Origin of the sequence: Sphingomonas sp. PP-CE-3G-477 (genome assembly GCF_003050745.1) — a bacterium.
Taxonomy (GTDB): domain Bacteria; phylum Pseudomonadota; class Alphaproteobacteria; order Sphingomonadales; family Sphingomonadaceae; genus Sphingomonas.
Window position 1 is genome coordinate 696,184 of sequence record NZ_QAOF01000001.1, and the last position, 26,474, is coordinate 722,657.

At 66.8% G+C, this 26,474-nt stretch carries 23 protein-coding genes and 2 tRNA genes; 10 read left to right on the forward strand and 15 right to left on the reverse strand.

From position 1 onward, the window contains the following. Window positions 1-129 precede the first annotated feature (129 nt). The 5 genes from C8J45_RS03265 (at window position 130) to C8J45_RS03285 (ending at window position 3,409) form a co-directional block, all read left to right on the forward strand. Entirely contained in the window at window positions 130-927 is a 798-nt protein-coding gene (locus C8J45_RS03265; protein WP_107961834.1) for a TlyA family RNA methyltransferase, read from the forward strand. A 220-nt stretch (window positions 928-1,147) separates the two neighbouring features. Beyond that, entirely contained in the window at window positions 1,148-1,666 is a 519-nt protein-coding gene (locus C8J45_RS03270; protein ID WP_107961835.1) for a TspO/MBR family protein, read from the forward strand. 51 nt (window positions 1,667-1,717) lie between these two features. Further along, a complete protein-coding gene (locus C8J45_RS03275; RefSeq protein WP_107961836.1) occupies window positions 1,718-2,005 on the forward strand; it encodes an accessory factor UbiK family protein in 288 nt (95 codons plus the stop codon). Window positions 2,006-2,105: 100 nt separating this feature from the next. Beyond that, window positions 2,106-2,609, forward strand: a complete 504-nt coding sequence (locus tag C8J45_RS03280; protein ID WP_082441473.1) for a YbjN domain-containing protein — start codon at window positions 2,106-2,108, stop codon at window positions 2,607-2,609. Beyond that, window positions 2,606-3,409 carry a pyrroline-5-carboxylate reductase gene (locus tag C8J45_RS03285; protein ID WP_107961837.1) on the forward strand — a complete coding sequence of 268 codons (804 nt, stop codon included), beginning with the start codon at window positions 2,606-2,608 and terminating at the stop codon, window positions 3,407-3,409. Before C8J45_RS03280 ends, C8J45_RS03285 begins: the two co-directional genes overlap by 4 nt. Before the next feature lie 16 nt (window positions 3,410-3,425). Here C8J45_RS03285 and C8J45_RS03290 read toward each other — a convergent pair. Further along, window positions 3,426-3,500 (reverse strand) — tRNA-Gln (locus C8J45_RS03290). 52 nt (window positions 3,501-3,552) lie between these two features. After that, entirely contained in the window at window positions 3,553-4,662 is a 1,110-nt protein-coding gene (locus C8J45_RS03295) for a branched-chain amino acid aminotransferase (protein ID WP_107961838.1), read from the reverse strand. A gap of 59 nt (window positions 4,663-4,721) precedes the next feature. On the opposite strand from C8J45_RS03295, the gene C8J45_RS03300 reads away from it, so the two are divergent. Further along, the gene (locus tag C8J45_RS03300) at window positions 4,722-5,210 is read left to right on the forward strand and encodes a helix-turn-helix domain-containing protein (RefSeq protein WP_181321077.1); all 489 of its coding nucleotides are present in this window, start codon (window positions 4,722-4,724) and stop codon (window positions 5,208-5,210) included. Window positions 5,211-5,340: 130 nt separating this feature from the next. Next, a tRNA-Gly gene (locus C8J45_RS03305) sits at window positions 5,341-5,414 on the forward strand. 32 nt (window positions 5,415-5,446) lie between these two features. Here the strand turns inward: C8J45_RS03305 and C8J45_RS03310 are convergent. Genes C8J45_RS03310 through C8J45_RS03320 form a run of 3 tightly spaced genes read right to left on the reverse strand, consistent with a single transcriptional unit; the run spans window position 5,447 to window position 9,947 of the window. Next, complete coding sequence (locus tag C8J45_RS03310) at window positions 5,447-6,964, reverse strand: GDSL-type esterase/lipase family protein (RefSeq protein WP_107961840.1); 1,518 nt, start codon at window positions 6,962-6,964, stop codon at window positions 5,447-5,449. Window positions 6,965-7,002: 38 nt separating this feature from the next. Further along, on the reverse strand, window positions 7,003-7,869 hold the full coding sequence (locus C8J45_RS03315) for a glycosyltransferase family 2 protein (protein WP_258191258.1): 867 nt from the start codon (window positions 7,867-7,869) through the stop codon (window positions 7,003-7,005). After that, the gene (locus C8J45_RS03320; RefSeq protein WP_107961841.1) at window positions 7,866-9,947 is read right to left on the reverse strand and encodes an HAD-IIB family hydrolase; all 2,082 of its coding nucleotides are present in this window, start codon (window positions 9,945-9,947) and stop codon (window positions 7,866-7,868) included. Before C8J45_RS03320 ends, C8J45_RS03315 begins: the two co-directional genes overlap by 4 nt. A 141-nt stretch (window positions 9,948-10,088) precedes the next feature. Here C8J45_RS03320 and C8J45_RS03325 point away from each other — a divergent pair, with 141 nt between their 5' ends. Further along, on the forward strand, window positions 10,089-11,321 hold the full coding sequence (locus tag C8J45_RS03325; RefSeq protein ID WP_107961842.1) for a glycosyltransferase family 4 protein: 1,233 nt from the start codon (window positions 10,089-10,091) through the stop codon (window positions 11,319-11,321). Here the strand turns inward: C8J45_RS03325 and C8J45_RS03330 are convergent. The 4 genes from C8J45_RS03330 to C8J45_RS03345 form a co-directional block, all read right to left on the reverse strand. After that, complete coding sequence (locus C8J45_RS03330) at window positions 11,237-12,184, reverse strand: hypothetical protein (protein ID WP_107961843.1); 948 nt, start codon at window positions 12,182-12,184, stop codon at window positions 11,237-11,239. The genes C8J45_RS03325 and C8J45_RS03330 overlap by 85 nt on opposite strands. Window positions 12,185-12,279: 95 nt before the next feature. Then, window positions 12,280-13,926, reverse strand: coding sequence for an inorganic phosphate transporter (locus C8J45_RS03335; protein ID WP_107961844.1), 1,647 nt, complete (start codon window positions 13,924-13,926; stop codon window positions 12,280-12,282). Window positions 13,927-14,035: 109 nt separating this feature from the next. Next, on the reverse strand, window positions 14,036-14,365 hold the full coding sequence (locus C8J45_RS03340; protein ID WP_107961845.1) for a UrcA family protein: 330 nt from the start codon (window positions 14,363-14,365) through the stop codon (window positions 14,036-14,038). Between the two features lie 357 nt (window positions 14,366-14,722). After that, window positions 14,723-15,118, reverse strand: coding sequence for a GFA family protein (locus tag C8J45_RS03345; RefSeq protein WP_107961846.1), 396 nt, complete (start codon window positions 15,116-15,118; stop codon window positions 14,723-14,725). A 109-nt stretch (window positions 15,119-15,227) separates the two neighbouring features. On the opposite strand from C8J45_RS03345, the gene C8J45_RS03350 reads away from it, so the two are divergent. Beyond that, window positions 15,228-17,510, forward strand: coding sequence for an ATP-dependent helicase (locus C8J45_RS03350; protein ID WP_107962224.1), 2,283 nt, complete (start codon window positions 15,228-15,230; stop codon window positions 17,508-17,510). A gap of 155 nt (window positions 17,511-17,665) precedes the next feature. On the opposite strand, the gene C8J45_RS03355 is transcribed toward C8J45_RS03350, so the two are convergent. Both C8J45_RS03355 and C8J45_RS03360 read right to left on the reverse strand, forming a co-directional pair. Continuing rightward, window positions 17,666-18,766, reverse strand: coding sequence for a glycosyltransferase (locus C8J45_RS03355; RefSeq protein ID WP_107961847.1), 1,101 nt, complete (start codon window positions 18,764-18,766; stop codon window positions 17,666-17,668). Window positions 18,767-18,811: 45 nt separating this feature from the next. Further along, window positions 18,812-19,603, reverse strand: a complete 792-nt coding sequence (locus C8J45_RS03360) for a hypothetical protein (protein WP_146168562.1) — start codon at window positions 19,601-19,603, stop codon at window positions 18,812-18,814. Window positions 19,604-19,744: 141 nt separating this feature from the next. Between C8J45_RS03360 and C8J45_RS03365 the strand changes: the two genes are divergently transcribed. Then, the gene (locus C8J45_RS03365) at window positions 19,745-20,584 is read left to right on the forward strand and encodes a response regulator (protein ID WP_107961849.1); all 840 of its coding nucleotides are present in this window, start codon (window positions 19,745-19,747) and stop codon (window positions 20,582-20,584) included. Window positions 20,585-20,617: 33 nt separating this feature from the next. Here the strand turns inward: C8J45_RS03365 and C8J45_RS03370 are convergent, their stop codons facing one another. The 4 genes from C8J45_RS03370 to C8J45_RS03385 form a co-directional block, all read right to left on the reverse strand. Next, complete coding sequence (locus C8J45_RS03370; RefSeq protein ID WP_107961850.1) at window positions 20,618-21,418, reverse strand: IclR family transcriptional regulator; 801 nt, start codon at window positions 21,416-21,418, stop codon at window positions 20,618-20,620. After that, entirely contained in the window at window positions 21,408-22,856 is a 1,449-nt protein-coding gene (locus C8J45_RS03375; RefSeq protein ID WP_107961851.1) for a mannitol dehydrogenase family protein, read from the reverse strand. Before C8J45_RS03375 ends, C8J45_RS03370 begins: the two co-directional genes overlap by 11 nt. After that, window positions 22,853-24,340 carry a UxaA family hydrolase gene (locus C8J45_RS03380; protein WP_107961852.1) on the reverse strand — a complete coding sequence of 496 codons (1,488 nt, stop codon included), beginning with the start codon at window positions 24,338-24,340 and terminating at the stop codon, window positions 22,853-22,855. The genes C8J45_RS03375 and C8J45_RS03380 overlap by 4 nt, the downstream gene beginning before the upstream one ends. 161 nt (window positions 24,341-24,501) lie before the next feature. Continuing rightward, window positions 24,502-26,436, reverse strand: a complete 1,935-nt coding sequence (locus tag C8J45_RS03385; RefSeq protein ID WP_107961853.1) for a CocE/NonD family hydrolase — start codon at window positions 26,434-26,436, stop codon at window positions 24,502-24,504. Window positions 26,437-26,474: the final 38 nt, after the last annotated feature.

The window sequence follows — 26,474 nt, forward strand, 5'->3', positions numbered from 1 at the left end:
CGCTCTAGGGCACGCCATCCGGTCACGATCCCATGCGCTCAAGATAATCCTACCCGTTCGGTAGGCAATGACATTGCGGCGAAAGGAAGGCAGCTTGCGGCAATCGGATCAGGCGGCGATACGCACGCGATGGTGAAGATACGCGCGGACCAGATGCTGGTCGACAGGGGGCTGGTCGAGTCGCGGACGCGCGCGCAGGCGCTGATCATGGCGGGCCTCGTGTTCGCGGGGACGAAGAAGGTCGACAAGCCGGGGCAGACGCTCGCGGACGACGTGCAACTCGACGTGCGCGGTCGCGATCATCCCTGGGTCTCCCGCGGCGGGATCAAGCTGGCGCACGGCCTCGCGCATTTCGGTTGGGACGTGATCGGCGCGGTGGCGATCGACGTCGGCTCGTCGACCGGCGGCTTTACCGACGTCATGCTGAAGAACGGTGCCGCGAAGGTCTACGCGGTCGACAGCGGGACCAACCAGCTTGCCTGGTCGCTCCGGCAGGATGAGCGCGTCATCGTCCACGAACAGACCAGCGCGCGTATCCTCACGCCCGCGCATATCCCGGAGCCGGTCGACCTGATCGTCTGCGATGCGAGCTTCATCGGCTTGGCCAAGGTGCTGGAGCGGCCGATGTCCTTTGCCAAACCCGATGCGCGGCTGATGGCGCTGGTGAAGCCGCAGTTCGAGGCGGGGCGCGGCGAAGTGGGGAAAGGCGGGGTCGTCCGCGATACCGCGATCCACCAGCGCGTCTGCGACGAGGTTGCCGCGTGGCTGACCGGGCAGGGATGGAGCGTGGTCGGCGTGGTCGAGAGCCCGATCACGGGGCCTGAGGGTAACGTGGAGTTCCTGATTGCTGCTTTGCATGGCCGGCCGGCGTCTGAACAGCTGCTACCGGAAGTGCCAAGCGAGACCCAATCACCTCCGTCATCCTGACGAACGTCAGGCCCCAGAGACACGCAGGGTGCGGTCGGTATCCTGGATCCTGACGTTCGTCAGGATGACGGCGTGGGGAAGCACCGTGCCGGAATGAACCACTAGCGGAACGATTCTTGCCGGCGCACGGTTTACCGAAGGCCAAATGCGCGGCAGGACGACGCCGCGTAGAGACGGAAGGATTTGTGTGGGCGGTATCGCTTCGAAGGGCCAGTTGAGGATGTCGTTCCTCCGCTGGGCGGTCGTGACCGTGCCCCTGATCCTGTTGCTGGGCTTTCTGTCCGGCCGGTCGGTCAGCGTTGGCAGCGAGAATGCCTGGTACATGGCGCTCGCCAAGCCCGCGCTGAACCCGCCGGGCTGGGTGTTCCCCGTCGTTTGGACCACGCTCTACATCCTGATTGGCCTCGCGCTCGCGATGATCCTCAACGCGCGTGGCGCTCGGTTGCGCGGGCTTGCGGTCGCACTGTTCGTCGGCCAGTTCCTGCTCAACCTCGCCTGGACGCCGATGTTCTTCGGCGCGCACAGGATCGGGCTGTCGGTACTGGTGATCGTCGCGATGCTGGCGCTGTCGATCGCCGCGACCTTCGTATTCGCGCGCATTCGCCCCGCCGCGGCGTGGCTGATGGTGCCGTACATGGTGTGGATCAGCTTTGCCGGCGTGCTCGCGTTCAGCATCGGGCAGTTGAACCCCGATGCCGAAACCCTTGCACCCGCGTCGCATACGTCCCAAATGCTGTGACGCAGCAGTCACTGTATCAGTCACTGCGACAGTCTTTGGGATTTTGAAGCAATGCAGTCCGAAAACCGCGTGTTCGACGATATCGTCAAGGTCTTGAACGGTGCTGCCGGTACGCTTGCGGGCGTCGGTCGCGAAGCCGGTTCGGGCGCGCGGGAACGCGCGCGCGAGTGGCTCGGCGGGCTCGACTTCGTCAGCCGCGAAGAGTTCGATGCGGTCAAGGCGATGGCCTCGACTGCCCGCGACGAGAACGATGCGTTGAAGGCCCGGCTCGATGCGCTCGAAGCCAAGTTTTCCGCACAATCGACAGTAAGTACGCCGACCGGGGCGTCGGTCGACTGACTTTTCCACAGTTTTCCGCAGAATTGGGGCCGATGGGGTTGCCGGGGCGTTTTTGCCTCGGCACCCTTTGTCGTGCGATAAGGACCGCCAGGACCCTATGATGCTTGAACACGCCGACCACGACCACGAAGACGCCGCCCCGATCGACATGCTCGAGAGCTATTACGCTGCGCATGGCTGGGAGCATGAGCGTCACGACGACGAGATCGTCGCGACCGTCAAGGGAAGCTGGGCGACCTACGAACTGCGCGCGCTGTGGCGCGACGACGATAGCGTCCTGCAATTCCTCGCTTTTCCAGACATCAAGGTGCCCGACGAACGCCGTCAGGCTGTGTATGAGACGATCGGGCTGGTCAACGAACAGCTCTGGATCGGGCATTTCGAACTCTGGTCGTCGAGCGGCATATTGCTGTTCCGGCACGCGGCGATGGTCGACGGCGGCGATGACGGCACGATGTCGCTCGACGCGGCGGAACTGCTGGTCGAATCGGCAATCGAGGAGTGCGAGCGCTTTTATCCCGTGTTCCAGTTCGTGCTGTGGGGTGGGAAGAGCCCGAAGGAAGCGATCGCCGCGGCGCTGATTGAAACGCACGGCGAGGCATGAGCTTTCCGGCAGGTCCGCTGTGGCTGATCGGCTGCGGCAACATGGGCGGCGCGATGCTGCGGCGCTGGATCGCCGCGGGGCTCGATCCGGCGACCGTGACGGTGATCACCCGGAGCGGGCAGGGGGCGCCGGACGGTGTCCGCTCGTTGACCGCACTGCCTGACCAAGAGGCGCCTGCGATGGTGATGCTCGCGCTCAAGCCCCAGCAGATCGACGCTGCGCAGGCGTTGCTGGCGCCGCTCCGGGGGGCTCCCAAGCTGCTCCTTTCGATTCTCGCGGGTGTCGATCATGCAGCGCTCGTGCAGCGGTTCGCCGCGGATACGATCGTCCGCGCGATGCCCAACCTTCCGGTGGCGATCGGCAAGGGCGTGACCTCGCTCTACACCGCTGGGGCGTCCGACGAGGCGATCGCGGCGGCAGAAGCCTTCGCAGCCCCGCTCGGTCATTACGAATGGATCGCCGACGAAGCGCATTTCGACGCGGTTACGGCGCTTGCAGGGTGCGGTCCGGGTTTCGTGTTCCGGTTCGCCGACGCGCTCGCCAAGGCGGGGGCTGCACTCGGCCTGCCGGCCGACCAGTCCGCGCGTCTTGCCATCGCCACGCTGGAAGGCTCCGCGATCATGGCTGCCGAGGCGGACGTCTCGCCCGCGGTGCTGGCCGACCGCGTCGCCAGTCCCGGCGGCTCGACTCGCGAAGGCCTGAACGTGCTCGACCGCGACGACGCACTGGTCGCGCTGCTGACGGCGACGCTGGCCGCGTCAGAACGCCGCAACGCCGAAATGGCCGCCGCGGCGCGCTAAATCGATTTTAGGAAATTGGCTGGGGCGGCAGGGTTCGAACCTGCGCATGGCGGCATCAAAAGCCGCTGCCTTACCACTTGGCGACGCCCCAACAGAGGCGGCCTTATAGCGGGGCAGCGGCCGGTGAAAAGCCCTTGCGGACGTCAATCGGCGAGATGGTGCAGCCAGTTGTTCTCGTCGGGCGCAATGCCGCGCTGGATCGACACAAGCGCATCGCGCATCCGCATCGTCAGCGCACCCGGAGCGCCGTCACCGATCGTGAAGCGGCCTTCGGGGCTCGCCACCGTACCGATCGGCGTCACCACTGCCGCAGTGCCGCAGGCGAATGCCTCGACCAGCCGGCCACTCGCCGCGTCGGCGCGCCACTGGTCGATCGTATAGCCTTCCTCGCGGACCGTAATGCCGTTCGCGCGCGCGAGCGTCAGGATCGAGTCGCGGGTGATGCCGGGCAGGATCGTGCCGGTCAGCGCCGGGGTCGCCATGCTGCCGTCGTCGAACACGAAGAAGATGTTCATGCCGCCGAGTTCCTCGACCCAGCGCCGCTCGGCCGCATCGAGGAAGACGACCTGGTCGCAGCCATTGCGGATCGCTTCGGACTGCGCGAGCAGGCTGGCCGCGTAGTTGCCGCCGCACTTTGCCGCGCCGGTGCCGCCCTGTGCTGCCCGCGTGTATTGCTGGCTCACCCAGATCGAGACGGTGGGGGCGCCGCCCTTGAAATACGCGCCGACCGACGAGGCGAGCACCATGTACAGATATTCGGAAGACGGCTTCACGCCGAGGAACACTTCGCTCGCGAACATGAACGGCCGCAGGTACAGCGCGCCGCCATCGCTCTCCGGGATCCAGTTCGCGTCGGTCTTGACCAGCCGCTCGACCGATTCGAGGAACAGCTCGGTCGGCAGTTCGGGCATTGCGAGCCGGCGCGCCGAATCCTGGAAGCGGCGCGCATTCGCCTCGGGACGGAACAGCGCGGTGCCACCGTCGGCAAGCCGATACGCCTTCATCCCCTCGAAGATCTCCTGCGCGTAATGCAGCACGGACGACGCCGGATCGATCGTCAGCGGCGCGCGTGCGGTGATGCGCGCGTCGTGCCAGCCCTCGGCGTCGCTATAGCGGATCATCGCCATGTGATCGGTGAAGACTCGCCCGAATCCCGGATCGATCAGCTGCTTCGCACGCTCGTTCGCCGCGACCGGCGTCGCATTCGGTTCGTGCCGAAAGGCGGAGGGCGACGTAAAAGCTGGAGCGGACATCGAAATTCTCTCTCGTGGCGGGTTGCCGACGACTACGGGCGATGTCTAAACCGGTCAACATGTCTGCCACAGCGTCGCCTGCCTCACCCCTGTTCCTCCGCGAACCCGAACTTCGCCGCGGCATGGAGCTCCTCTATTTTGGCTATAGCCACCTGACCCGGTCGATCGACCAGGGGCTTGCCGAAGAGGGGCTGGGGCGGGCGCACCACCGCGCGCTGTATTTCATTGCGCGCAAGCCCGACATGACGGTGAGCGAACTGCTGTCGCTGCTGGCGATCACCAAGCAGTCGCTGGGCCGCGTGCTGAACGAACTGGCGGATCGCAAGCTGGTCGAGACGCGGCCGGGCGAGCGCGACCGGCGGCAGCGGTTGCTGCGGCTCACGGGGGAAGGCTCGATCATGGAGCGCGAGTTGTTCGAGGCCGCGCGAATCCGGATGGCGGAGGCCTATGCGAGCGCAGGGCAGAGCGCGGTATCGGGGTTCTGGGCGGTGCTCGAGGGACTGGTGCCCGAAGCCGACCGTTCGCAGGTGTTCGGCCTGCGCGGCTAGCTGGTTCGCGGTAGCGCAAGCGGGGGCCGGCGGGACGATTTGGCGTTGACGCCGCCGCGAGGACTGTGGCACTCGGCCGGTCATCGAGAGCCGGTGCAAGACCCGGACCGACAGGCGTAGATCGCCGTTCGCGGGTGTAGCTCAATGGTAGAGCTTTTGCTTCCCAAGCAAGTGACGAGGGTTCGATTCCCTTCACCCGCTCCACAAACTGACAGACATCGCCGAGACGGCCTGGCTTAGCGCCCGATGCCGGAGGCTAGGATCGCGTCGGCCCACAGGCGATAGCCCGCTTCGTTCGGATGCGTCCCGTCGGGCAGCAGATCGCGATCGAGGCTGCCGTCCGGTTTCAGGAATTTTGCGCCGATATCGATGTAGCGGACCGCTCGGTCCTGCGCGACCCGCGCCGCCAGCCGCCGGTTGGTCTGCGCGATCGCCACGCGGAGCGGATCGGCGGGGGTGTCGCCGCGCGGAAAGATCGCCATCAGCGCGACATGGCTACGTGGCGATCTGGCATGGATGTCGCGCAGGATCGCGTCGATGCCCGACACGACTTCGGCAGGGCTGCTGGCACGCGCGTTGTCGGTACCGGTCAGGTTGTTGGTACCGATATTGAGGACGACCCAGTCCGGCGCCATGCCGTCGAACTCGCCGGCACGCAGTCGCCACAACACGTTCTGCGTTCGATCCCAGCCAAAGCCGAGATTGGCGACCGACGCGGTCCCGAACGCGTGCTTCCAGGCATCGGGACCGCTGACGCGTGCCGCCGTCGGTTGGCCGGCCCAGAAATGCGTGATCGAATCGCCGATCATGACGATTTGCGGCGTCATGCCGTTCATCGCGAGCACGTCACGGTGCCGCGCATACCAGTCGTAGGAATCCATCTCGAGCCGGGGCACGGGAATGACCGCGGTATCGATGTCGGTCATCGACGCCAGCGGCACGCGCGGCGGCTCGCCGATGAGTTTGGCCAGCGTCGGTTCGATCGCCTCGGCCATCATCCGCTGGCCTTCGGTATCCGGATGCAGCGGTTTGCCGGGCTGGGGTAAGCGGGGATCGTAGAACCGCGTGTCGTTCAACGTGCCGTCGGGTTGGCGGAAGACGGCACCGATATCGAGATACGCGACGCGCGGATCGACCGCGTAGTGCTTGGCAAGATAGGTGTTCACCGCTGCGTCGGTGGCGGTTTTCGCCGGCGTGATCGCGCTGGGCAGCAGCCCGAGCAGGAGGATTCTCGTGTCGGGCAGACGGTGCTTGAGGTCGTCGACCACCGCGTCGATCCCCGCCCGGGTCTGCTCGGCGGTCCGCCCCGCGCTGCCGGTGTCGTTGGTCCCTATCAGCAGCACGACCGCCTTGGGGTGAAGCCCGGCGACCTCGCCGTTGCGCAGCCGCCACAGGACGTTCGCCGTCGTATCGCCACTGAAGCCCAGGTTCAGCGCATGGCGAGGAGCGTAGAAGGTCGCCCAGGTCGGGGCGAAATTCTCGTCCGGCAGCACTGCCTTGTCATAATTGTTGGTGATCGAATCGCCGATCAGGACGACCGCGGGATCCGGGTGCCGGGCGACCGCCGCCAGGATCGCCGCATGGCGACCCGCCCACCAGCTCTGGTCGAGACGATCGTTGGCGGGGGCCGTCACGCTGGCTGTGGCCGGCGCCGGCTGCGCGTCCAGCGATGCCGAGGCCCCACAAACGACGATGACCGACAGCCAGAGCATGCGGGCAGGGTAGGCGATGCGGCGCGATATCGATGGGGTCATGCAACCCCATAGCCGGATGACGTGGCTAAACCCATCACTCAGCTAAACAGCGTATCCGGCGGCATGAGCGTATCCGCGATCTCCGCGGCGGTTGGATGCCGCAGCACCGTGATCGTGTCGGCATCCCAGGTGATCAGGCCGTGTTCGGCGAACTGGCCAAGCCAATAGTCCATGCACCACCGGCCCCAAGTGTCGTGGAACAATCGCGCGTTGCGGACGATCGCGTCGAAATGCTGGTAGGCGGGCGTGTGGACGGCGTGGTGCTGGTGATAGGCGCGTGCTCCGCCGACCCACCACATCGGCACCGCGGCCTTTTCCAGTCGCGCGGCAAAGTCGGTCTCTTCGCCGCCATAGCCGACATAGCGCTCGTCCATGCCCCCGGCACGCACCCAGTCGGAAGCCGAGATCGCGAAGGACAGGCCCCATAGCTCGCCGTGATTGGGCGTGGGACGTATCTCGTCGGATGCGATCGGTGGCTTGGCGGGGTGTCGGACACCGACGCTGTCGAGCATGGCGAAATCCAGCCCGCCCGTCGTCGCGTCGGCAGGAAGGTACAGGACTTCGCCCAGGCGAATGCCGCCGGGCCATGCCGCCGTGTCCGCATAGCGTTCGATCAGCGTGGGGGAGGGGATGCAGTCGACGTCGAGGAAGATCAGTTGCTCGCCGGCCGCTGTCGCTGCGGCGAGATTGCGGGCTGCTGCGAGCGGCATGGCGTCGCCCTCGATGAAGACTTCGCGCACCGGGAAGTCGGTTTCGGGCAGGTCGTCGTGCGCATTCGGCTGCATGTACGCGATGACGAGCTCGTCGGGTTTACGCGTCGATGCGTTGAGCCCGGCGATCAGGTTGACGAGATGGGCACGGCGGCCGCGAACGAGCGTCAGGACGCTGACCGTCGGCACGCTCACGACGCCTTCCTGATCCCCGTCTCGGTGCCGCGGAAATACGCGACGCCTTCGATCACGCCGCGCGCATGGTGGCCGACCGCGACATAGCCATGCGCGAGATCGGCGCGCGTGCCGAGCCCGTCGGAATAATTGCCGACGATGATCGCGTGGCGGGACGATCGCAGCATCTCGATATCGTTGCCGCTGTCGCCCGCGACGATCACCTGCCGAGGTTCGAGCCCCAGCCGGCGGCGGACGTGCTCGACCGCGGTACCCTTCGATGCGGCATGCGGGAGGATGTCGAGATAGCGACCATGGCTCTGGATGATCGAACAGCTGTGGCCGTGCTCCGCCAGCAACGCGCGCACGCGTTCCGCCGCCGCCATGTCGCCGTCCGCGAAATAGCTGAGCTTGAACCGGCGTTGTTCTAGCGGACTCTGCGGCGTCAGCCCGGCGTGGCGACCGATCAACGCGGCCACCGCATCGCGGTCCCAGCCGGCAGCGATGATGCCGTCCCATTCGGTATCGCGGTCGTACACCGCGCCGCCCAGCGTCCGGTAATAGATTTCGGAGCCGACCGAGGTGATCAGGATCTCCGGCTGTGGCGCATCGTGCTGGCCGAGTACCGCCATCGCGCTGTGGAAGCTTCGTCCGGTGGCGATCGCGAACGCGACGTCGGACTGCGCACGATGCCAGGTGGCGAAGTCGCCGACGCCATCCGCGCAGCCGATCAGCGTTCCATCGATATCCGAGACCAGCAGCAGATCGGGCGCGCGATCGACCGCCGTCTCGGGTGCCGCGCCGACGACTTCGCCGAGCAGTCCGGCATAGAGCTGCACGTGTCGATCCCAGTCATAGGCGCGGATCGCGACCGATCCGGCGGCGGAATAGCGCGACCACAGGATCGGGTCGTCGAGGATCTTCGCGATCGCACCGGTGATTGCGGAGGGTGAGCGCGGATCGACGAGAATGCCGTTGCCGCACGTCTCGACGATGTCGTTGGGTCCGCCGCTGTCCGTTGCGACGACCGGCAATCCGCTCGCCGCCGCTTCGAGCAGGGTCAGCCCGAACGGTTCGTTGAGCGCCGGATTGACGAACACGCCGCGCCGCGTGCGCGCATGGGCATAGATCGCGGCGACGTCGTTCGGGCGATGCTGCTTGGGATAGGACACCTTGCCGTACAGGTCGTAGCGGTCGATCAACTGCAGCAGCTCGGCGATGTTGTCGCGGATCTCGGGCTCCAGCGTGGTGCTGTCGTCGCGCGTGCCGGCCAGAATCACGAGGTTGGCGGCGGCCTGCAACGCCGGCGACCGACCATAGGCGTGGACGAGCGCCGCGAGGTTCTTCTTGGTCACCGGCCGCGCGATCGCCAGGATGACGGGCTTGGTTGGGTCGTCCAGGAAGCGGTTGATCGTTGCGTCGACGCGCGGATCGGTGCGGCAATTGGCGAATTGCTTCAGGTCGCTGCCCGGCGCGAAAACGCGGATCCGACCGGGATCATACGCCGCGTAATCAGCATATTGCACCTCGGCTTCGTCGCGCGACGAGGCGATGATCGCGGCGGCGCCGGCAATGGCTTCCTCTTCGATCGCGATCCGGCGATCGAGGCCGGCGGTCTCCGCACAGTCGCGATCGAACGCCGCACGCTTCACGCGTCCCAGCGAATGCGCGGTGAAGACGTACGGAATGCCGGTGCGTGCAGAGACCCGCGCGGCGATCAGCCCGGCGTCGGCATAGTGCGCGTGCATGACGTCGGGGGCACGATCGAGCGTCGCGATATGCGCGACCAGCGCGTCGACCAGGCTGTCATGCTCTGTCCAGAGGTCTTCCTTGACGAGATACGCGTCCGACGCGGTTTGAAGACGGACGATCCGGGTCGTCCCGTCGATCGTCTCGATCGGTTCGGCATAGCATTCGGCATACACCGCATGATGGAAGGCGCGGGTGACGATCTCCATCCGGTCGATCGCCGGATTGCGGCCGCTGGCGGCGACCAGATCGAGCAGATACCGGATATGACCCCCGGTATCCGCGGTAATTCCGTATTCGACATCGGTGCCGCGCAAACATCCCTGCAACGCGATATGTAGTACGAACACCCTTCCCCCGTTCATCTGTGATTCACTTAAGGAACCGCTCGCGGGGTTGCCGAGTTCCGGGGCGATGACACTTAACTCCCTTGTATTGACACAGGTTATTACGTTCTTTGCGGCGCCGCGGTCGTCCTGCGATCACTCGGCATGAGGATTGCTCTACTCACCTGGGCCTATCCTCCTGAAAAGAGCGGACTTACCCGCGCGGCACGCGAAATTGCGCAGTCGCTGGCAGAGGCTGGCAACGATGTCTGCGTATTCACGATGGACCGCCGCGAAGACAGCAGCGACGGCCGGGTTTCGGTGATCGGGTGTGGATTGCGCGAGGGATCGTTCGCGGCCCGGCTGCGCAAGGTCGCCGGGATTGGGCATCTGGTCGCGCCGTTCGGGTTCCGCCGCGCGGTCGCGCGCGAGCATCGTCGGGTACCGTTCGACGTGGTCGAGGCGACCAACTGGTACGCACCGGGGCTGATGATCGCGCTTACCGGTCCCGCACCATTGGTGACTCGCAACTCGACACCGGCGGCGACGTCGGCCGAGACCGTGACGAGCCTGCGCGACCGGTTCGATCGACGCGCCGCAATGCTGGCGGAACGCATCGCCGCGCGGTTCAGCAAGGCGCTGATCTCGAACACGCAACTCCACGGCGACAAGATCGCCGCGCTGTACGGCGTCGCGGCGCCCGGCGAAGGCGCGGGCCACGCGGTGATCGGGCTCAGCCTGCCGCCGGAGATCGTCGCGCGCGGCACGGCCGCGACCTACCCGGTCGGCGAGCCGATCGAGTTGCTGTTCGTCGGCCGCGACGAGCATCGCAAGGGCTTCGACGCGCTGATCATGGCGCTCAGGATCCTGTCGCGCCGCGCCGACGCCGGGATGCGCGAGTTCCGCCTGACGATCGTCGGTGTGCACGCGAACGACGTCGGCGCGATCCCCGCTTCGGCCCGCGCGCGCCTGACCTGCCACCACCGCGTCGACGAACCCACGCTGCACGACCTGATGGAAGCCGCCCACGTGATCGTCGCGCCGTCGCGGTACGAGAGCTTCGGACTGGTGTATCAGGAGGCGATGATGTTCGGCCGCCCGGTCGTCGCCTGCGCCGAGGACCCGAGCGCTCGGCTGTTCATCGGCGACAGCGGGGCAGGGCTGCTCGCGAAGACCTGCACCGGTGACGATCTGGCGACGCAGGTGCAACGGCTGATCGAGGATCCGGCGCTGCGCACGCACTATGCCGCAGCAAGTCGTCGCGCCGCGGGGATGTTCACGCGCGCGACACTGGGTGCGCAGACGGTTGCGGTCTATCGCACCGCGACCGAGTCGAAGGCCGCGAGCAGCAACGCCTCGTCCTCCGGCCTGCCCGCACCGGCCGACATCGCCTCGTAGATCCGCGTCCGCTCGCGCACCCGAGCGCCGTCGAGCCGGTGTTCGAGCGCACCGGCCAGCGCCAGCGAGCTTTCGACGAACGGCACGACCGGGCGCTCATGGACGCGGCCGGCAAAGCGGATGTCGCTGCGGTTGAGACGGTACTGGATGTCCGGATACGACGCCGACTGCACGCCATCGACCATGTTGCGGCGAGGCAAGCCGAGCGACCGCAGCCCATCGCGGTCCGCCGCCGCGATCAGCCAGCCAAGCGCGTCGAGCAAGGCGGCGTCGGGCCGCTCGTCGGTATCGATCTGCAACACCCAGTCGGTCTGCATCGCGTCCTGCAGGCGATTGCGTTGGGCCGCGAAATCGCCGGCGAGCGGATGATGCGCGACGTCGATCCACGGGAGACGCTCGGCGAGTTCACCGGCCTCGGCTGCCGTCCCATCGAGCAGCACGACGATCCGCGGGAAGGCGTCGCGGTAGCGGGTGGCGATCTCGACGATGTCGGCGCCATCGGCGGGGCGCGCCATGATGCCGAGCCCTGTCGCGTGAGGCACGGTCGTCGCGCGCGTCGCATGCGCGCGGCTGGGACGGTAATCCGGGGGGAAGCGAACGTCGCCCTGCGCAACGGCGACCGGCTCCACCGCGAACCCGAACCGCCATGCCGCGTTCCGCAACCCTGCCGGGTCGAGCATCCAGCGCTCCGCCGGATCGCGCTCCAGATCGACCAGCCCGCCTTCGAGCCTCGTGACGATCTCGTTTGCGACCGTACCGACTTCGCGCACGTCGCGCACCAGCAGGCGGCAATGGCTACATTCGCACCAGTCCGCGCGCGCGAGCCAGTCCCAGTTCCCACAGATCGAGCATCGTAATCGCATGGGGCGGGCAACCCGCAGCGCGGGCGAGCGGTTCCCCACGGCGCTCTTCGCCACCCGGCCTAATGGCGCTTACCGGCGGATGACGGGGGTAGGTCTCAATAGCCGAGCGAATGCGCGAGGGTCAGCAGGAGCCAGTACAATACGCCCGATAGCAGCATCGCCACCGGCAGAGTCATCACCCACGCAAGGGCCATGTTCATCACGGTCCGGCGCTGCAACCCGGCGCCGTTCGCGACGCTCGCGCCTGCGACGCCCGACGACAGGATGTGCGTGGTCGACACCGGCATGCCGTAATTCACCGCCAGCAGGATCGTCGCCGCAGCCACCAGTTCGGCCGACGCGCCCATTCCGTAGGTCAGGTGCGTCTTCCCGATCCGCTCGCCGACGGTGACGACGATCCGCTTCCACCCGACCATCGTGCCGAGGCCTAGCGCGAGTGCGACCGTCACCTTCACCCAGGTCGGGATGTACCGCGTGCCCTGTTCCAGCTTGCCGCTGTAGCTTTTCAGCGTCGTGATTTCCTGCGCGGTGAAGCGGCTCTGCGCGGCCTTGTCGGCGGCGATCAGCTTGGTCGTGTCGAGCACCAGGTACATGTCGTTGCGCAGGTTCGGCGTCGCCGCGGCCGGCACCTTGCCGAGCGAACCATAGCCCGCGATCCGGCTCGATACGTCGTCCGACAGCGTCGCCAGCGCACCGTAGACGACCGGATCGGCGACCCGCTTCGACTTCAGCGCCTGCGTGACGGCGGTGCGCGCCGCACCCACGTTCGCCGGCCTGCCGTCGGCATGCGCGACATACGCCGCCGAAGCCGCTCGCGCTGCCTGGACGAACGCCGGCGTCGCGCTCTCGGGCATCGTCCGGTTGAGCGCATAGGCGGTGGGCGCGCAGCCGATCAGGATGAGCATGATCAGGCCCATGCCCTTTTGCCCGTCATTGCTGCCATGCGCGAAGCTGACCGCGGTGCAGGTGCCGATCAGCAGCGCGCGGATGCCGCGCGGCGGCGGCGTCTGGCCTTCGGGTGCCTCGTACAGCTTCTTGTCGCGCAGGAACCGCTTCATCACGAGCAGCAGCAACAGCGCGCCGACGAAGCCGATCACCGGGCTGAACGCGAGCGCGGAGAGGACTTTCCAGACTTGCGCCATGTCGACGCCCGACGTCCCGTCCGAACCGCCGCTGATCAGCTGGTTGGCCAGCCCGACGCCCAGGATCGACCCGATCAGCGCGTGGCTCGACGAATTGGGCAGTCCGACCGCCCAGGTCGCGAGGTTCCAGAGGATCGCCGCGAGCAGCAACGCGAAGATCATCGCGAACCCGCCAGCGCTGCCGACGTTGAGGATCAGGTCGACCGGCAACAGCGTGACGATCGAATAGGCGACCGCGCCCGACGACAGCATCACCCCGAGAAAGTTGAAGAAGCCCGACCACACGACCGCGAACGGGGCCGGCATCGAATGCGTGTAGATGACGGTGGCGACCGCATTGGCGGTATCGTGAAAACCGTTCACGAACTCGAACCCGAGTGCGATCAGCAACGCGAGCGCGAGAAACGCGAACGCGCCGCCGGCCAAGCTCTCGCCGACCTGCGCGGTATCGGTGGCGATGCTGATCCCGGCATAGGCCAGTCCGCCGAGCAGGATCGCGAAGAAGATCCACCGCCCGGACGGATGCAGCGAATGATCGAGCTTCGGGCCGCTGCGGGGAGTCGAAGCGATCGCATCCGCGGTGAATGTGGAGGTAGCCATAGCGCGTGCAGTCGGCCCTAACGATGACAACTTTATGACAGGCCCGATCAAGACGTCGCGGGAGGCTGGTCCGAAGACGGGGCGGCAGCCGCGCCGCCCCGTTCGCGGGTCATCGCGGCGCGACGTTGCTTGCCAGCTGCACGCCGTTGCGCCCGAGCAAGGACGCCACCTGGACGCTGGCGTCCTTGATCATTTCGCGCCGGCATTGCTGCGAGTCGCCGAATGCGTCGAGCCCGCCGGTACGCGGTGCGCACGCGGTGGAGATCGCGGCTCGCAGGCGGTGCTGGAACGCGGCCCGCCCGGCCTCGCTGGTCAGGTCGGCACCGGCAAGGCTGACGCGAACGGTGACCGGATCGCGTAACGGCGCGGCCGTGACACTGGTGGAGAAAAGGCATGCGGCGACGATCGCCGCGCAAGCGGCGCTGATCGAGATCTTCATGATGATGTCCTCAAATGGTCCTGCGGTCCGCACGCTCGATAGCGCGCGGGCAACGGCTTGCGTTTCGTAAGGCCTTTCTGAATGCGGCCTCTGCGATCACGAACCACGTTGCTGGCGCGAGCCCTACGCCGCGATCGTTACGCTTGCGCGTCGCTTCCGAGACGGTTCGGCGGCGGTCCGGGTTTATACGATTAATCGACCGGCCGCGTCGTCGAACGGAGCTAGGACCGGCCACGACTCGCCTATTTCTCTCAGACGCCGACCCAAAATGTGATCCGGGACCGAGCAAATCACCCGGTCAGCCACATGAAACGGCACGGTTTGGCCGCCTATCCGCATTATCGTATAGGGCGCGGCCTACATGCCGGGATAGCGATCGAACGCCGGCAGCGCGACTATGTCGGTCATCCACGCCAACCGCTCCGCGACCTGGATATGCGCGCCCGGCGGCGCAGCTTCGGGGTCGTCCAGCGTGCAGGACTGGATATCGATAATCCCCGGCAGGTATGCGGCGTTCGCGTAGAACAGCCCCGTTCCGCATTTTCCACAGAACTGCCTTCGGCCAGTCGCCGACGATTCGTAGGTGACCGGATCGCCCGAAATGGTCACCTGCTCGGTCTTGAACGCGATCCAGCCGACCATCGGCGCGCCTGCGCTGCGACGGCAATCGCCACAATGACAGAGCGCATGATGCTCGGGCTCGCCCTCCGCGACATAGCCGATCGCTCCGCAATGACATCGTCCCGCCAGCATGTCCGCCTCCCTTGATGTTCTCGACTTGTTCCACGTATCGACAACCTGCGCAAGCCATACCCGCTTGCCCCTTCGGCCCCCGTTCCCTACCTGTTCACCGGTGAACCAGATCGCCCAAACGTCCGCGCCGCAAGCAGAGCCTCCCTATCTGCGCGGTCTCAATCCGCCGCAGCGCGAGGCGGTGCTGACCACCGACGGGCCCGTCCTGATCATCGCCGGCGCCGGCACGGGCAAGACCGCCGCGCTTACTGCCCGCCTCGCGCACCTGATCTTCACCAAGAAGGCATGGCCGTCCGAGATTCTCAGCGTCACCTTCACCAACAAGGCCGCGCGCGAGATGCGCGAGCGGGTCGGTCGGCTGGTCGGCGATGCGGTCGAGGGGATGCCGTGGCTCGGCACGTTCCACGCGATCGCCGCGAAGATGCTGCGACGTCACGCCGAACTGGTCGGCCTGCAATCGAACTTCACGATCCTCGATACCGACGACCAGTTGCGGTTGCTGAAGCAGCTGATCCTCGCCGCCGACATCGACGAGAAGCGCTTTCCGACGCGCAGCCTCGCCGGGCTGATCGACCAGTGGAAGAACAAGGGCCTCGTCCCCGCCGACATCGATGCGGGCGAGTCCGAGCGTTACGCCAACGGTCGCGGTGGCGAGTTGTACCAGCAATACCAGACACGGCTGATCGCGCTCAACGCGTGCGATTTCGGCGACCTGCTGCTGCACATGCTGGTGATCCTGAAGACGCACCGCGACGTGCTCGCGCAGTATCAGCAGCGCTTCAAATACATCATGGTCGACGAGTATCAGGACACCAACTCGTCGCAATATCTCTGGCTGCGGTTGCTCGCGCAGGAGCGCAAGAACATCGCCTGCGTCGGCGACGACGACCAGTCGATCTATTCATGGCGCGGCGCGCAGGTCGAGAACATCCTGAAGTTCGAGCGCGACTTCCCCGGCGCGAAGGTGATCCGCCTCGAACAGAATTACCGCAGCACGCCGCACATTCTCGGCGCCGCGAGCGGAGTGATCGCGAACAACGGCGGGCGTCTCGGCAAGCAGCTCTGGACCGAGCGCGACGTCGGCGAGAAGGTGAAAGTCATCGGCGTCTGGGACGGCCCCGAGGAAGCGCGCCGCGTCGGCGAGGAGATCGACATCGTCCGCCGCTCGGGCAAGTCGCTTGACGAGGTCGCCATCCTAGTCCGCGCGCAGCACCAGACGCGCGAGTTCGAGGACCGCTTCATCGCGATCGGCATGCCGTACAAGATCGTCGGCGGCTTCCGCTTCTACGAACGCGCCGAGATCCGCGACGCGCTGGCGTACCTCCGCGTGGTCAACCAGCCGGCCGACGACCTCGCCTTCGAACGCATCGTCAACGTCCCTAAACGCGGTCTCGGCGACAAGGCGGTCGCGCGCATCCACCAGCTCGCGCGCGCCACCGGCACACCGCTCACCACCGCCGCCGCGCGCATCCTCGACACCGACGAATTGACCGGCGCGGCGAAGAAGTCGCTCGGACGGCTGGTCGGCGACATCGCCCGCTGGCGCGACATGGCGGCCAGCCTGCCGCACGCCGAACTCGCACGGCAATTGCTCGACGAGAGCGGCTACACCGCGATGTACCAGGCTGAGAAGTCGGTCGAGGCGACCGGGCGTCTGGAGAACCTCAGCGAACTCGTACGCGCAATGGAGGAATACGACTCGCTCGGCGCGTTCCTGGAACACGTCTCTCTGGTGATGGACAACGAGGGCGGCGCGCAGGATCCACAGGTCACGATCATGACGATCCACGCCGCCAAGGGCCTCGAATACGACACGGTGTTCTTGGTCGGTTGGGAGGAAGGCCTGTTCCCGTCGCAGCGTTCATTGGACGAGGGCGGCGTGAAGAGCCTTGAGGAGGAACGCCGCCTCGCTTACGTCGCGATCACGCGCGCACGCCGCCTGGCGGTGATCATCCACGCCGCCAACCGCCGCATCTACGGCCAGTGGAACTCCTCGATCCCCTCGCGCTTCGTCGCCGAACTCCCCGCCGAGCATATCGACACGGAAACCACGATGTCCGGCGGCGCAAGCCTCTGGCAGGCCAATTGGTCCGACCGCGCCGATCCGTTTGCGGACGTCGCGAGAGGCACGGGTCGGGGGCCAGGCTGGCAGCGCGCATCCGGCACCGGCAGCACATTCTCCAACAAACCAGCCCGCGTCGTCGAAAGCCGGTCGAGCGCGATCAGCCTCGGCAACAAGGGCCGCGACGACCTGTCGCTCGGCATGCGCGTGTTCCACCAGAAGTTCGGCTACGGCGCGATCGCGGAGATCGAGGGCAACAAGCTGGAGATCGACTTCGAGAGCGCAGGCCGGAAGCGTGTGATGGATACGTTCGTGACGCTCACGCCCTAGTCGGGTGCCGGAGTTCTAGACGATCTGTTTCCTGAGCGACGCCTGGGGCCGGGGAGGGCGCGAAACAGCGTTCATCGCGTACCTCCCCCTCCGTCTGGCAAGGGCCAGCCACCTCCCCCTGGCGGGGGAGGATTTGAAACCGAACATCAGTCTTATTACTTGGGCGCCCAGAGCGAGACCGCCAGATCCTCCAGATAGTCCGCGGCCACCTTTGCCGCGTCGGCGTCGTACAGGTCCGCGAGCGCCGCTGGGTCCAGCGCCTTGGCGGCGTCGAGGATGCCGCGCCACGGCGTCAGCGCACCCGGCCATGCGGGGAGCGCCACCGCCGCACCCAGTTCCGCCAGCCGTTCGGCCTTGCGCGTCTGCTCGCTGAAATATCGCCACTCGGGCGCGCAGACATACGGGCGACCGACGCGGGCTATCTCGTGCACGGTGTTGTCGCCAGCCGATGCGATGACGACGTCGGCGGCGGCGATGTGATCGGTCACGCCCGGCACCCAGCCGAGTTCGACGAGATTGCCGAAATCGGTCTCGTGGCCCTCGCGGTGGACGGGCCCGAGCACCAGCCACAGCGCGTCGGGCACGGCGCGCGCGGCCATCGTCAGCGGCGCGTAGGGCGTTCCCGCACCACCGCCACCGGTGAGGACGACGACGATCTCCTGATCGGGATCGAGCCCCAGTTTCGCGCGCGCCTCCGCCTTGGTCGGGACGTCGTCGACGGTCGTGCAGAGGCCGCCTGCATAGCAGGTGTTGGCGCGCACCCAGTCCGGCGTGTCCGCCTGTTCGAGCGCCTCGCCGAACGGTGCGAGCAGGCCGACGCTCGCCTGATACGCGCCGAGATGCCCGGGATCGAGCCGGTCGCCGTGCATGCGGATGCTGATCGCGGGGACGCTGGCGATCCGTGCGAGCAGCGCGATCTCGGCGGAGACGTCGACCACGAACAGCGCCGGGTCGACGTCGTCGAGATGGTCGACGATCGTCCGCATCGTCGCCCGCGTCTTGGCCACGCCGAGCGGGACGCAGTGCATCACCTCGGGGGTCGCCTGCGCGAACAATCCGGGCGTCGGCACCGGCGCGCCGATCATGTCGGGCAACGCGGCGATCGTGATGGGGCGCTCGAACCCGTCGAACAACGAGGGTTTCGCGGTCAGGATCGTCACCGCGCGCGTCGCCGGCAATTCGCGGATGATCGCCATCGCGCGGTTCGCGTGGCCACGGCCCTGATGGTGGATGAAGAAGGTGATCGGCTTGCTCATGACGCCGACCCTAGAGAGATCACCCGGAAACGCGATTGATGTGCGTTAATATACCGCGTCATGCCGGGCGGAGAGCCCGAACGCCGCCTCCACCTCGGGATCGAGCCACGCGGTAATGTGCTCGGCATCGTCCGATTCCAGCGGGAGATAGGGCGTCGGGACATAGGGCGCATGGCCTTGCCCCTTGTAGCTGGTGATCGGCACGAACGGCTCGCGGCAGGCGATTCCCGCCGCCGCGCCGAGAGCGGTCACGAACGCGCCCGGATCCCGCGCGAACGCATCATAGCCGAGCAACGCCACGTTGTGCGCGCGGTTCGTCAGCGTCGACCAATGGCGCAGCTTCGCGGTGCGCTTGGCGATGCAATTGGCAAAGCGTTCGCCCGTCTCGGGATCGCGTTCGTGCAGCATCTCGCCGCCCTGCATCGGATGCCCCGGCTCGATGTGGCCGAAATGATCGTCCCAATAGCTGTGCCAGTGGCTGCGGATGAAGATGTCGAACGGCTGGGCCTTGAGGTCGGGATGCGCGTGCCAGGGCTGGCGGTGCAGGCTGCGCGCCCAGTCGAACGCATCGCGCGCGACGACCAGCACCAGCGTATCCTTCACGAACAACGTCTGCGGCGGCACGAACCAGTGCTTGAACCCGAACGCCTCGGTAATCTCGATGCCCGGCATGTTGGCCTCGATCGCGCGCGTGACGAGATTCGTCCCGCTGCACCGCTGGCCATAGATCTGCACCCGCGTGATCGGCACGTCGCCACGCTTGAGTATCTGTAGTCCCGACAAAGGCCGAAGCCAGTTCAAAGCCTTAGGTGGTGATGTGGTGGCGGCGATCGACATGGCGACGTGCCGCTAGCGCCGTCTTGCGGTTCGCACAATGTCGACGTCGTCGTCGGCCGTCACGAGACGCGTTATTCGCGCGCTAATATACGGAAGGTGTCCAGACATATCCCGGACAAACATAACCTGCATCAGACCGTCATGATCGCAAACCATCACGGGCTGCCAGCCCCCATTTCCCGCGTGCCCGACAACGGCGACTATCCGGATGCACCCGACGGCATCCGACCTGAAAGTCCGCGGATCGTCATCGTCGACGACGATCCCGGACTGCGCGAGCTGCTTACCGAGTTCCTCGTCGATCACGGGCTTCGCGCCGAGGCGGTGGAGAGCGGCGCGGCGCTTCGCTCCCGGCTCGACCGGTCGCCGTGCGATCTCGTCGTTCTGGATATGATGATGCCCGGCGAGGATGGGTTGTCCGTCCTGCGCACGCTGGCCCAGGACGGCGATGCACCCGCCGTCATCATGTTTTCGTCGCTCGCGGGCGAGGTCGATCGCGTCGTCGCGCTCGAACTCGGCGCCGACGATTACGTCACCAAACCGTCCAGCCCGCGCGAAATCCTTGCAAGGATCCGGTCCGTGCTGCGTCGCCGTGGAAACGGGACGACGGGTGGCGCGATCTCCGCCGGCACAAGCGCCGGCGCCCCTGCGCGCGTGGCGTCGGTCGAGGCGTTCGCGTTTGCCGGCTGGAAGCTGGACACCCGCATGCGTCTGCTCCACGCGCCGGACGGCACCACCGTCCGCCTGACGGACGGCGAGTTCCAGTTGCTCAACATCTTCGTAATGGAGCCGCAAAAGGTCCATTCGCGCGACGAGATGATCGAGCGGTCGGGGAGGTCGGACAGCACCGCGCGCGGTCGGACCATCGACGTCAACATCAGCCGGTTACGGCGCAAGTTGCTCGCGGTCGATCCGGTCGAGATCATCCGCACGGTGCGCGGCAACGGCTATGTCTTCATGCCCGCGGTCGTCGCGCTGTAACGCCGTTCGACGATCGATAGCTATGCGCGCGGCTCAGATACGGCCGTCGTTGAGCGACAGCATCCGCGAGATCGCCGATGCGGCGTCGCATAGGCGCAGGACGACGTCGTCGAGTGCCATCGGCGCGACCTTGGTCCGGACGAACGGTATCGCCAGCGCCGCCGCAGCGTGATCGCCGCGCAGGATCGGGGCGGACAGCTCGGTGATGCCTTCGGTGAAGCTGCTCGGCGCGTTGAAATGCCCGCGTGCGCGCGTCGCGTCCGCTTCGGCATGGAGGTCGGCGCGCTCGGCCGGCGTGGCGGGCGGGACGAACAGCGTTTCCCATTGCGCGCGAACCTCCGCCGGCTGGAACGCGTACAGGACGATGCCCGACGCGGCATGGTGGATCGGGCGGCGATGCCCGACGCGGACCGAGAAGCCGAGCTGTTCGGACGATTCCATCCGCGCGACGACGACCATGTCGCCGCTGGATGCGAACACCAGATGGCAGGATTGCTTGGTCTCGAGCGACAGGCTGCGCATCACCGGCAGCGCGGTCTCCACCAGGTTGCGGATCGGCGGGCGACCCAGCCCCATGTCGAACAGCCGCGAGGTCAGCGAATACCCCTCCATCGTCTGCTCGACGAAGCCGCGCTGTTCGAGCACCTGGATCATGCGGAACAGCTCGCCGGTCGATCGTTGCAGGCGCTGGACGATCGCGGTCAGGGTGAGGGGGGCGTGCTCGGTGGCGAGCAGTTCTAGGATATCGAGCCCTTTTTCCAAAGCGGGGGCGCGGTAGGTCGTCTTGCCGTTTGCTGGAGCCGCCGCGTCGTCGGGATCGCGCTCAGTCGGCATGCCTCGCCTCCAGCGCGGACCAGTTGCCGCGCGCGATGCGTTCGGCTGCATCGGCGACGGCTGCGCGAACCGCATCGTCACCGCGGAGTTCAGGGGGGAAGCCCAGCGCTGCGTCGATCAGGCGCGCGACCACGTCGGCGGGCGTGCCGTCGCGTGCCGCGGCGGCGAGGTGCTCGCCGGCCGGATCGACGATCGGCGTCCCGGCGCGTGCCTGACGGATGAGGAAGGCGACCCATGCGCCGAACGCGGTGACGATGCCGGCGGGCATGCGGCCCTCGCGGCGGTTGGCGATCAGCGTGTCGCCCAGCCGGTAGGAGAGCTTTTGCGAACCGTCCTGCGCGATCTGGTCGAGCCGGTGTACGATGACCGGGTTGCGGAACCGCTGGAGCACGGCTGCGCGATACGCATCGAGATCGAGCCCGGCGGTGGCTGGCAGCATCGGCATGATGTTGTCGCGGATCATCGCATCGACGAACCCGGCGAGATCCGCGTCGCGCATCGCATCCGCGACGCTGGTCGCGCTACGCAGCAGGCCGACATAGGCCAGCGTCGAATGCGCCCCGTTGAGGATCCGCAGCTTGGCCTTCTCATAGCTGGCGACGTCGCGCGTGATCGTCGCGCCGACCGAGGCGAGATCGGGGCCGAGGGGAACGCCGATGTCCTCGATCACCCATTGCACGAAGGATTCGCGTTGCACCGCCGCGCGGTCTTCGAGACCGAGCGTTTCCGCCACGTCGGCATAGAGCGCGGCGTCGGAGGCGGGGGTGATCGAATCGACCATCGTCGACGGCACGCGCACTTCGCCTGCGATCCAGTCCGCCAGCCGCGCGTCGCGCGATCGGGCATATGCGACCAGCGCGGCGTGGAGCTTGGCGCCGTTGTTCGCCAGATTGTCGCACGGCATCGGCACGAACGGCGCAATTCCCGCGACGCGTCGTGCATCGAGCCCCGCCACGAGCCAGCCGATCAGGCTGCGCGGCGTCGCTGTGCCCGCGAGATCATGGACGATGTCGGCATGGGACAGATCGAGCGTCCCGTCGGCGGCGAGACAATAGCCCTTTTCGGTCACCGTCGACGTCACCAGCCGGACGGCGGGGTCGGCCAGCAGCGCGTGCGTCTGCGCGGCATCGTCGGGACCGAGGAACCGCCGATGCGCGCCGATCACCCGGTTCGACGAATCGGCATCGCGCACCGCGAGCGTGTAGAGCCCGTCCTGCTCGGCGAGCGCGGCGACGGTCGCCTTGCTCCGCATCGATACCGCGGCGATCCCCCAACGCGGGTCGTCCGCCAGCAACGCGTCGACATACGCAGCCTGATGCGCGCGGTGGAATGCGCCCGGCCCGAAATGAACGATACCGATCGTAGGCGGCGTGCGGCCGAGCGGGCTGGGGATGCTCTTCGGCAGCCGATCGAGCGTCGCGTACGTCAGTCGTGTCACAGCGTTACTCCACGTTTCCAGATGGCGATCTCGCGTTCGCCGTTGCGTTCGGCAGCGGTCTCGGCGCCCGACGCGATCGATTGGATGCAGTCGACCAGCGCAGCTTCGGCGGCGGCAAATCCCTGGGCGAGGACCTGGCCCGCGTCGAAATCGATCCAGCCGGGCTTGCGCTGTGCAAGGTCGCTGTTCGACGCGATCTTGATCGTCGGCACGGGAAAGCCGAGCGGTGTGCCGCGTCCGGTGGTGAACAGGATCATGGTCGCGCCCGCGGCGGCCAGTGCGGTCGACGATACCGCGTCGTTGCCGGGCGCCTCCAGCATCGTCAGCCCGTCGATCCGCGCCTGCGCGCCGTAGGGGATGACGTCGGCGATCGTCGAGCGGCCCGCCTTCTGCACCGCGCCGAGCGACTTTTCCTCGAGCGTGGTGATGCCGCCGACGACGTTGCCGGGGGAGGGGTTTTCCGAGACGGGCTCGCCGTGATCGATGAAATACTGCTTGAAGCCGTTCACCACGCCGACGATCGCGTCGAACACCGCGACGTCGGCGGCGCGGTTCATCAGCGCCTGTTCCGCGCCGAACATCTCCGGGATCTCGGTGAACACGACGCGCCCGCCGGCGCCGACGACGCGGTCGCTCATCCGGCCGACGAGCGGGTTGGCGGTCAGTCCCGACAACCCGTCCGAGCCACCGCACTTGACGCCGAGCACCAGCCGGTCGAGTCCGACCTCCTGTCGCTCGCACGCGGCCAGCGCGGCGAGCTCCTCGACCAGCGCGATACCTTCCTCGACCTCGTCAGCGCTCAACTGTGCCGTGAGCGTCCGGATCGCCGACCGCCGCCACGCCGGGATCGCCTCGATCAGCGCCTTGACCTGGTTCTCCTCGCAGCCGAGCCCGACGATCAGCACGCCGCCGGCATTGGGATGGCAGGCCAGGCTCGCGAGGATCTGGCGCGTCCCGTCGAGATCGTGACCGAGCTGCGAACAGCCGTGTGGATGGCTGAAGGCATGGACGCCGTCGATCGTGCCAGCGAGGCGCGCGCTGGCCTTGGCGGCGATGCGTTCGGCGGTGCGCGCGACGCAGCCGACCGTCGGCAGGATCCAGATCTCGTTGCGCGTGCCTACCCGGCCATCGGGACGGACGAAGCCGCGGAACGTCGCGGTTGGAGCAGGTGAGGGGGCGAGTGCGGGAAAGTCGTTCGCCGGGTCGAACCTGTATTCGAGCGTGCCGGCGAGTCCGGTCGACAGGTTCTGGCTGTGGACATGGTCGCCCGCTGCGATCGCGTCCGTCGACCGACCGATCGAATAGCCGTATTTCATCACGTCGGTGCCCGCGGCGATCGGCGCGAGCGCGATCTTGTGGCCGCGTGGCACGTCATGCGCGAGCGTCAGGACCGCAGCGCCCGTATCGATACGATCGCCGGCGCCGCCGTCATGCAACAGCGTCGCGACGCTGTCGCCGGCATGGACTATCACTGCATCGACCATATCGAACCTTCTCGACCGCCTGAAAGCTTATCGAGCCGGTGCTTAGCCGAAATCACGCCGACTTCACATGTAAAAATAGTTTCGCATGCAAAAATCGCGGTTGGATTTGCGACGTCCCGCTCGCCATGGGGCATGGCGAACGGGACGGGCGTGGACAGCGGTTACTTCGCCAGCGCGGCGGACTGATCGAGCGGCACTACCGGTAGCCACACGGCGCTCGCCGACGCGCCGCCGCGAACGATCGTCACGGTTGCAGGCTTGTAGTCCGCTTTCTTCGCGAGGAAGATGTTGGGGACGAAGGTCTGTGGGTTGCGATCGTAGAGTGGGAACAGGCTCGACTGGACCTGGATCATGATCTTGTGGCCCGGCTGGAACACGTGGTTCACGGTCGGCAGGCGGAACTTGTATTCCTGCACCTTGCCTGCCGGGATCGCGGTCGGCTTGGCGAAGCTCTGGCGATAGCGACCGCGGAAGATGTCGAGGCTGATCGGCAGTTCATAGCCGCCCATCTTCGGGTCGCTCGCGTTCTCGGCCGGGTAGACGTCGATCACCTTGACGACGAAATCGCCGTCGGTGCCGGTCGTCTTGGCGAAGATGTCGGCGACCGGTGCACCCGACACGCGCACCGGCGCGGTCAGCGCCTCGGTGGTGTAGGTCATCACGTCGGGACGGCCGTCGACGCCGCGCTGGTCGCTGACCAGCCAGTCGCCCCAGCGGCCGTCGCCGAAGTTCACCGGGCGCGGCAGGTGCGGCACGGGCTTCGACGGATCGGAGACATAGCTGTCACCGCCGGTCGTCGCCGTGCCGAAGCCGAGCGCGCCGCCCTCCTGCAGGTAGATCGGCTTGAGCGGCGAGGTGCATCCGGTCTCGCAGGCGAGTGGCCATGTCGCGAACTTGTCCCAGTGGTTCTCGCCGGTGTTGTAGATCGCGGCGGCGGGAAGCGTGACGGGCGCGCCATCCTTCAGATACTGGTTGAAATAGGGGAGCAGCATGTCCTCGCGGAATTGCTGGGCGGTGTCGCCATTCCACTGGAACGGACCGAGGCTGCGACCCTCGCGGTTGATCTGGCTGTGCCGCCACGGACCCATCACGAGGTGGTTGTTGCCGAGCTTGCCCTTGGCCTTGAGCGCTTCCCACGCGGTGATCGCGCCGTACATGTCCTCCTGGTCCCACAGCCCCTGTTCCCAGATCGTCGGCACGTTCGACGGGTTGGCGGCGAGCAGCTTGTCGAGCGCCTGGCCCTGCCAGAAGCCGTCATAGGCAGGGTGCGACACCATCCGCTGCCAATAGGGCAATTGATCGTAGCCGGACTTCTTCGCCCAGTCGCCGGCCGAACCGACCTCGCGGAAATTCTCGTAATCGTCGTAGCCGCCGGTGGGCGGCGCCTTGCCCGCACCCTTGTAGCCGGTCTGGCTACCGAGCCACGCGATATTGGCGAGGCGGAACGCGCCGTAGTGGAACCAGTCGTCGCCCATCCAGCCGTCGATCATCGGGCTCTCGGGCGCGGCGACCTTCAGCGCGGGGTGCGGGGCGAGCAGCGCCATCGCGACCGTGAAGCCCTCGTAGGACGAGCCGATCATACCGACGCGGCCGTTGCTCTCGGGGAGGTTCGCCTTGTTCACCAGCCAGTCGATCGTGTCGTACGCGTCGGTGACGTGATCAACCTTGGTCGGGTTGAGCGGGCCGATGACGGGGCGCGTGACGACGTACTCGCCTTCCGAACCGTATTTGCCGCGGATGTCCTGATACACGCGGATATAGCCCGCCTTGACGAACATCTCGTCGGCGAGCGGCAGCGTCGCGAGGATGCTCGAACTGTCGGAGCGGTTCGCGCGGCTCTTCGCGTCGTACGGCGTGCGCGTGAGCACGATCGGCGCGTTGGTGATGCCCTTGGGATAGACGATGACGGTGTACAGCTTCGTCCCGTCGCGCATCGGGATCATGACCTCGCGCTTGACGTAGTCACGCGCGGTCGTCGGCGGCACGAACTTCGCAGGGATGTCGCCACCGGCGGGCGCAACCTTGTCCTGGGCGATGGCGGTGGTGGCCAGTGCGATCGACGCGAGGGCGATCGTGGGCAGGATCGTGAGTTTCATGCGGGATGGGCTCCGTGACAGCGTTGCCGCACGCTACG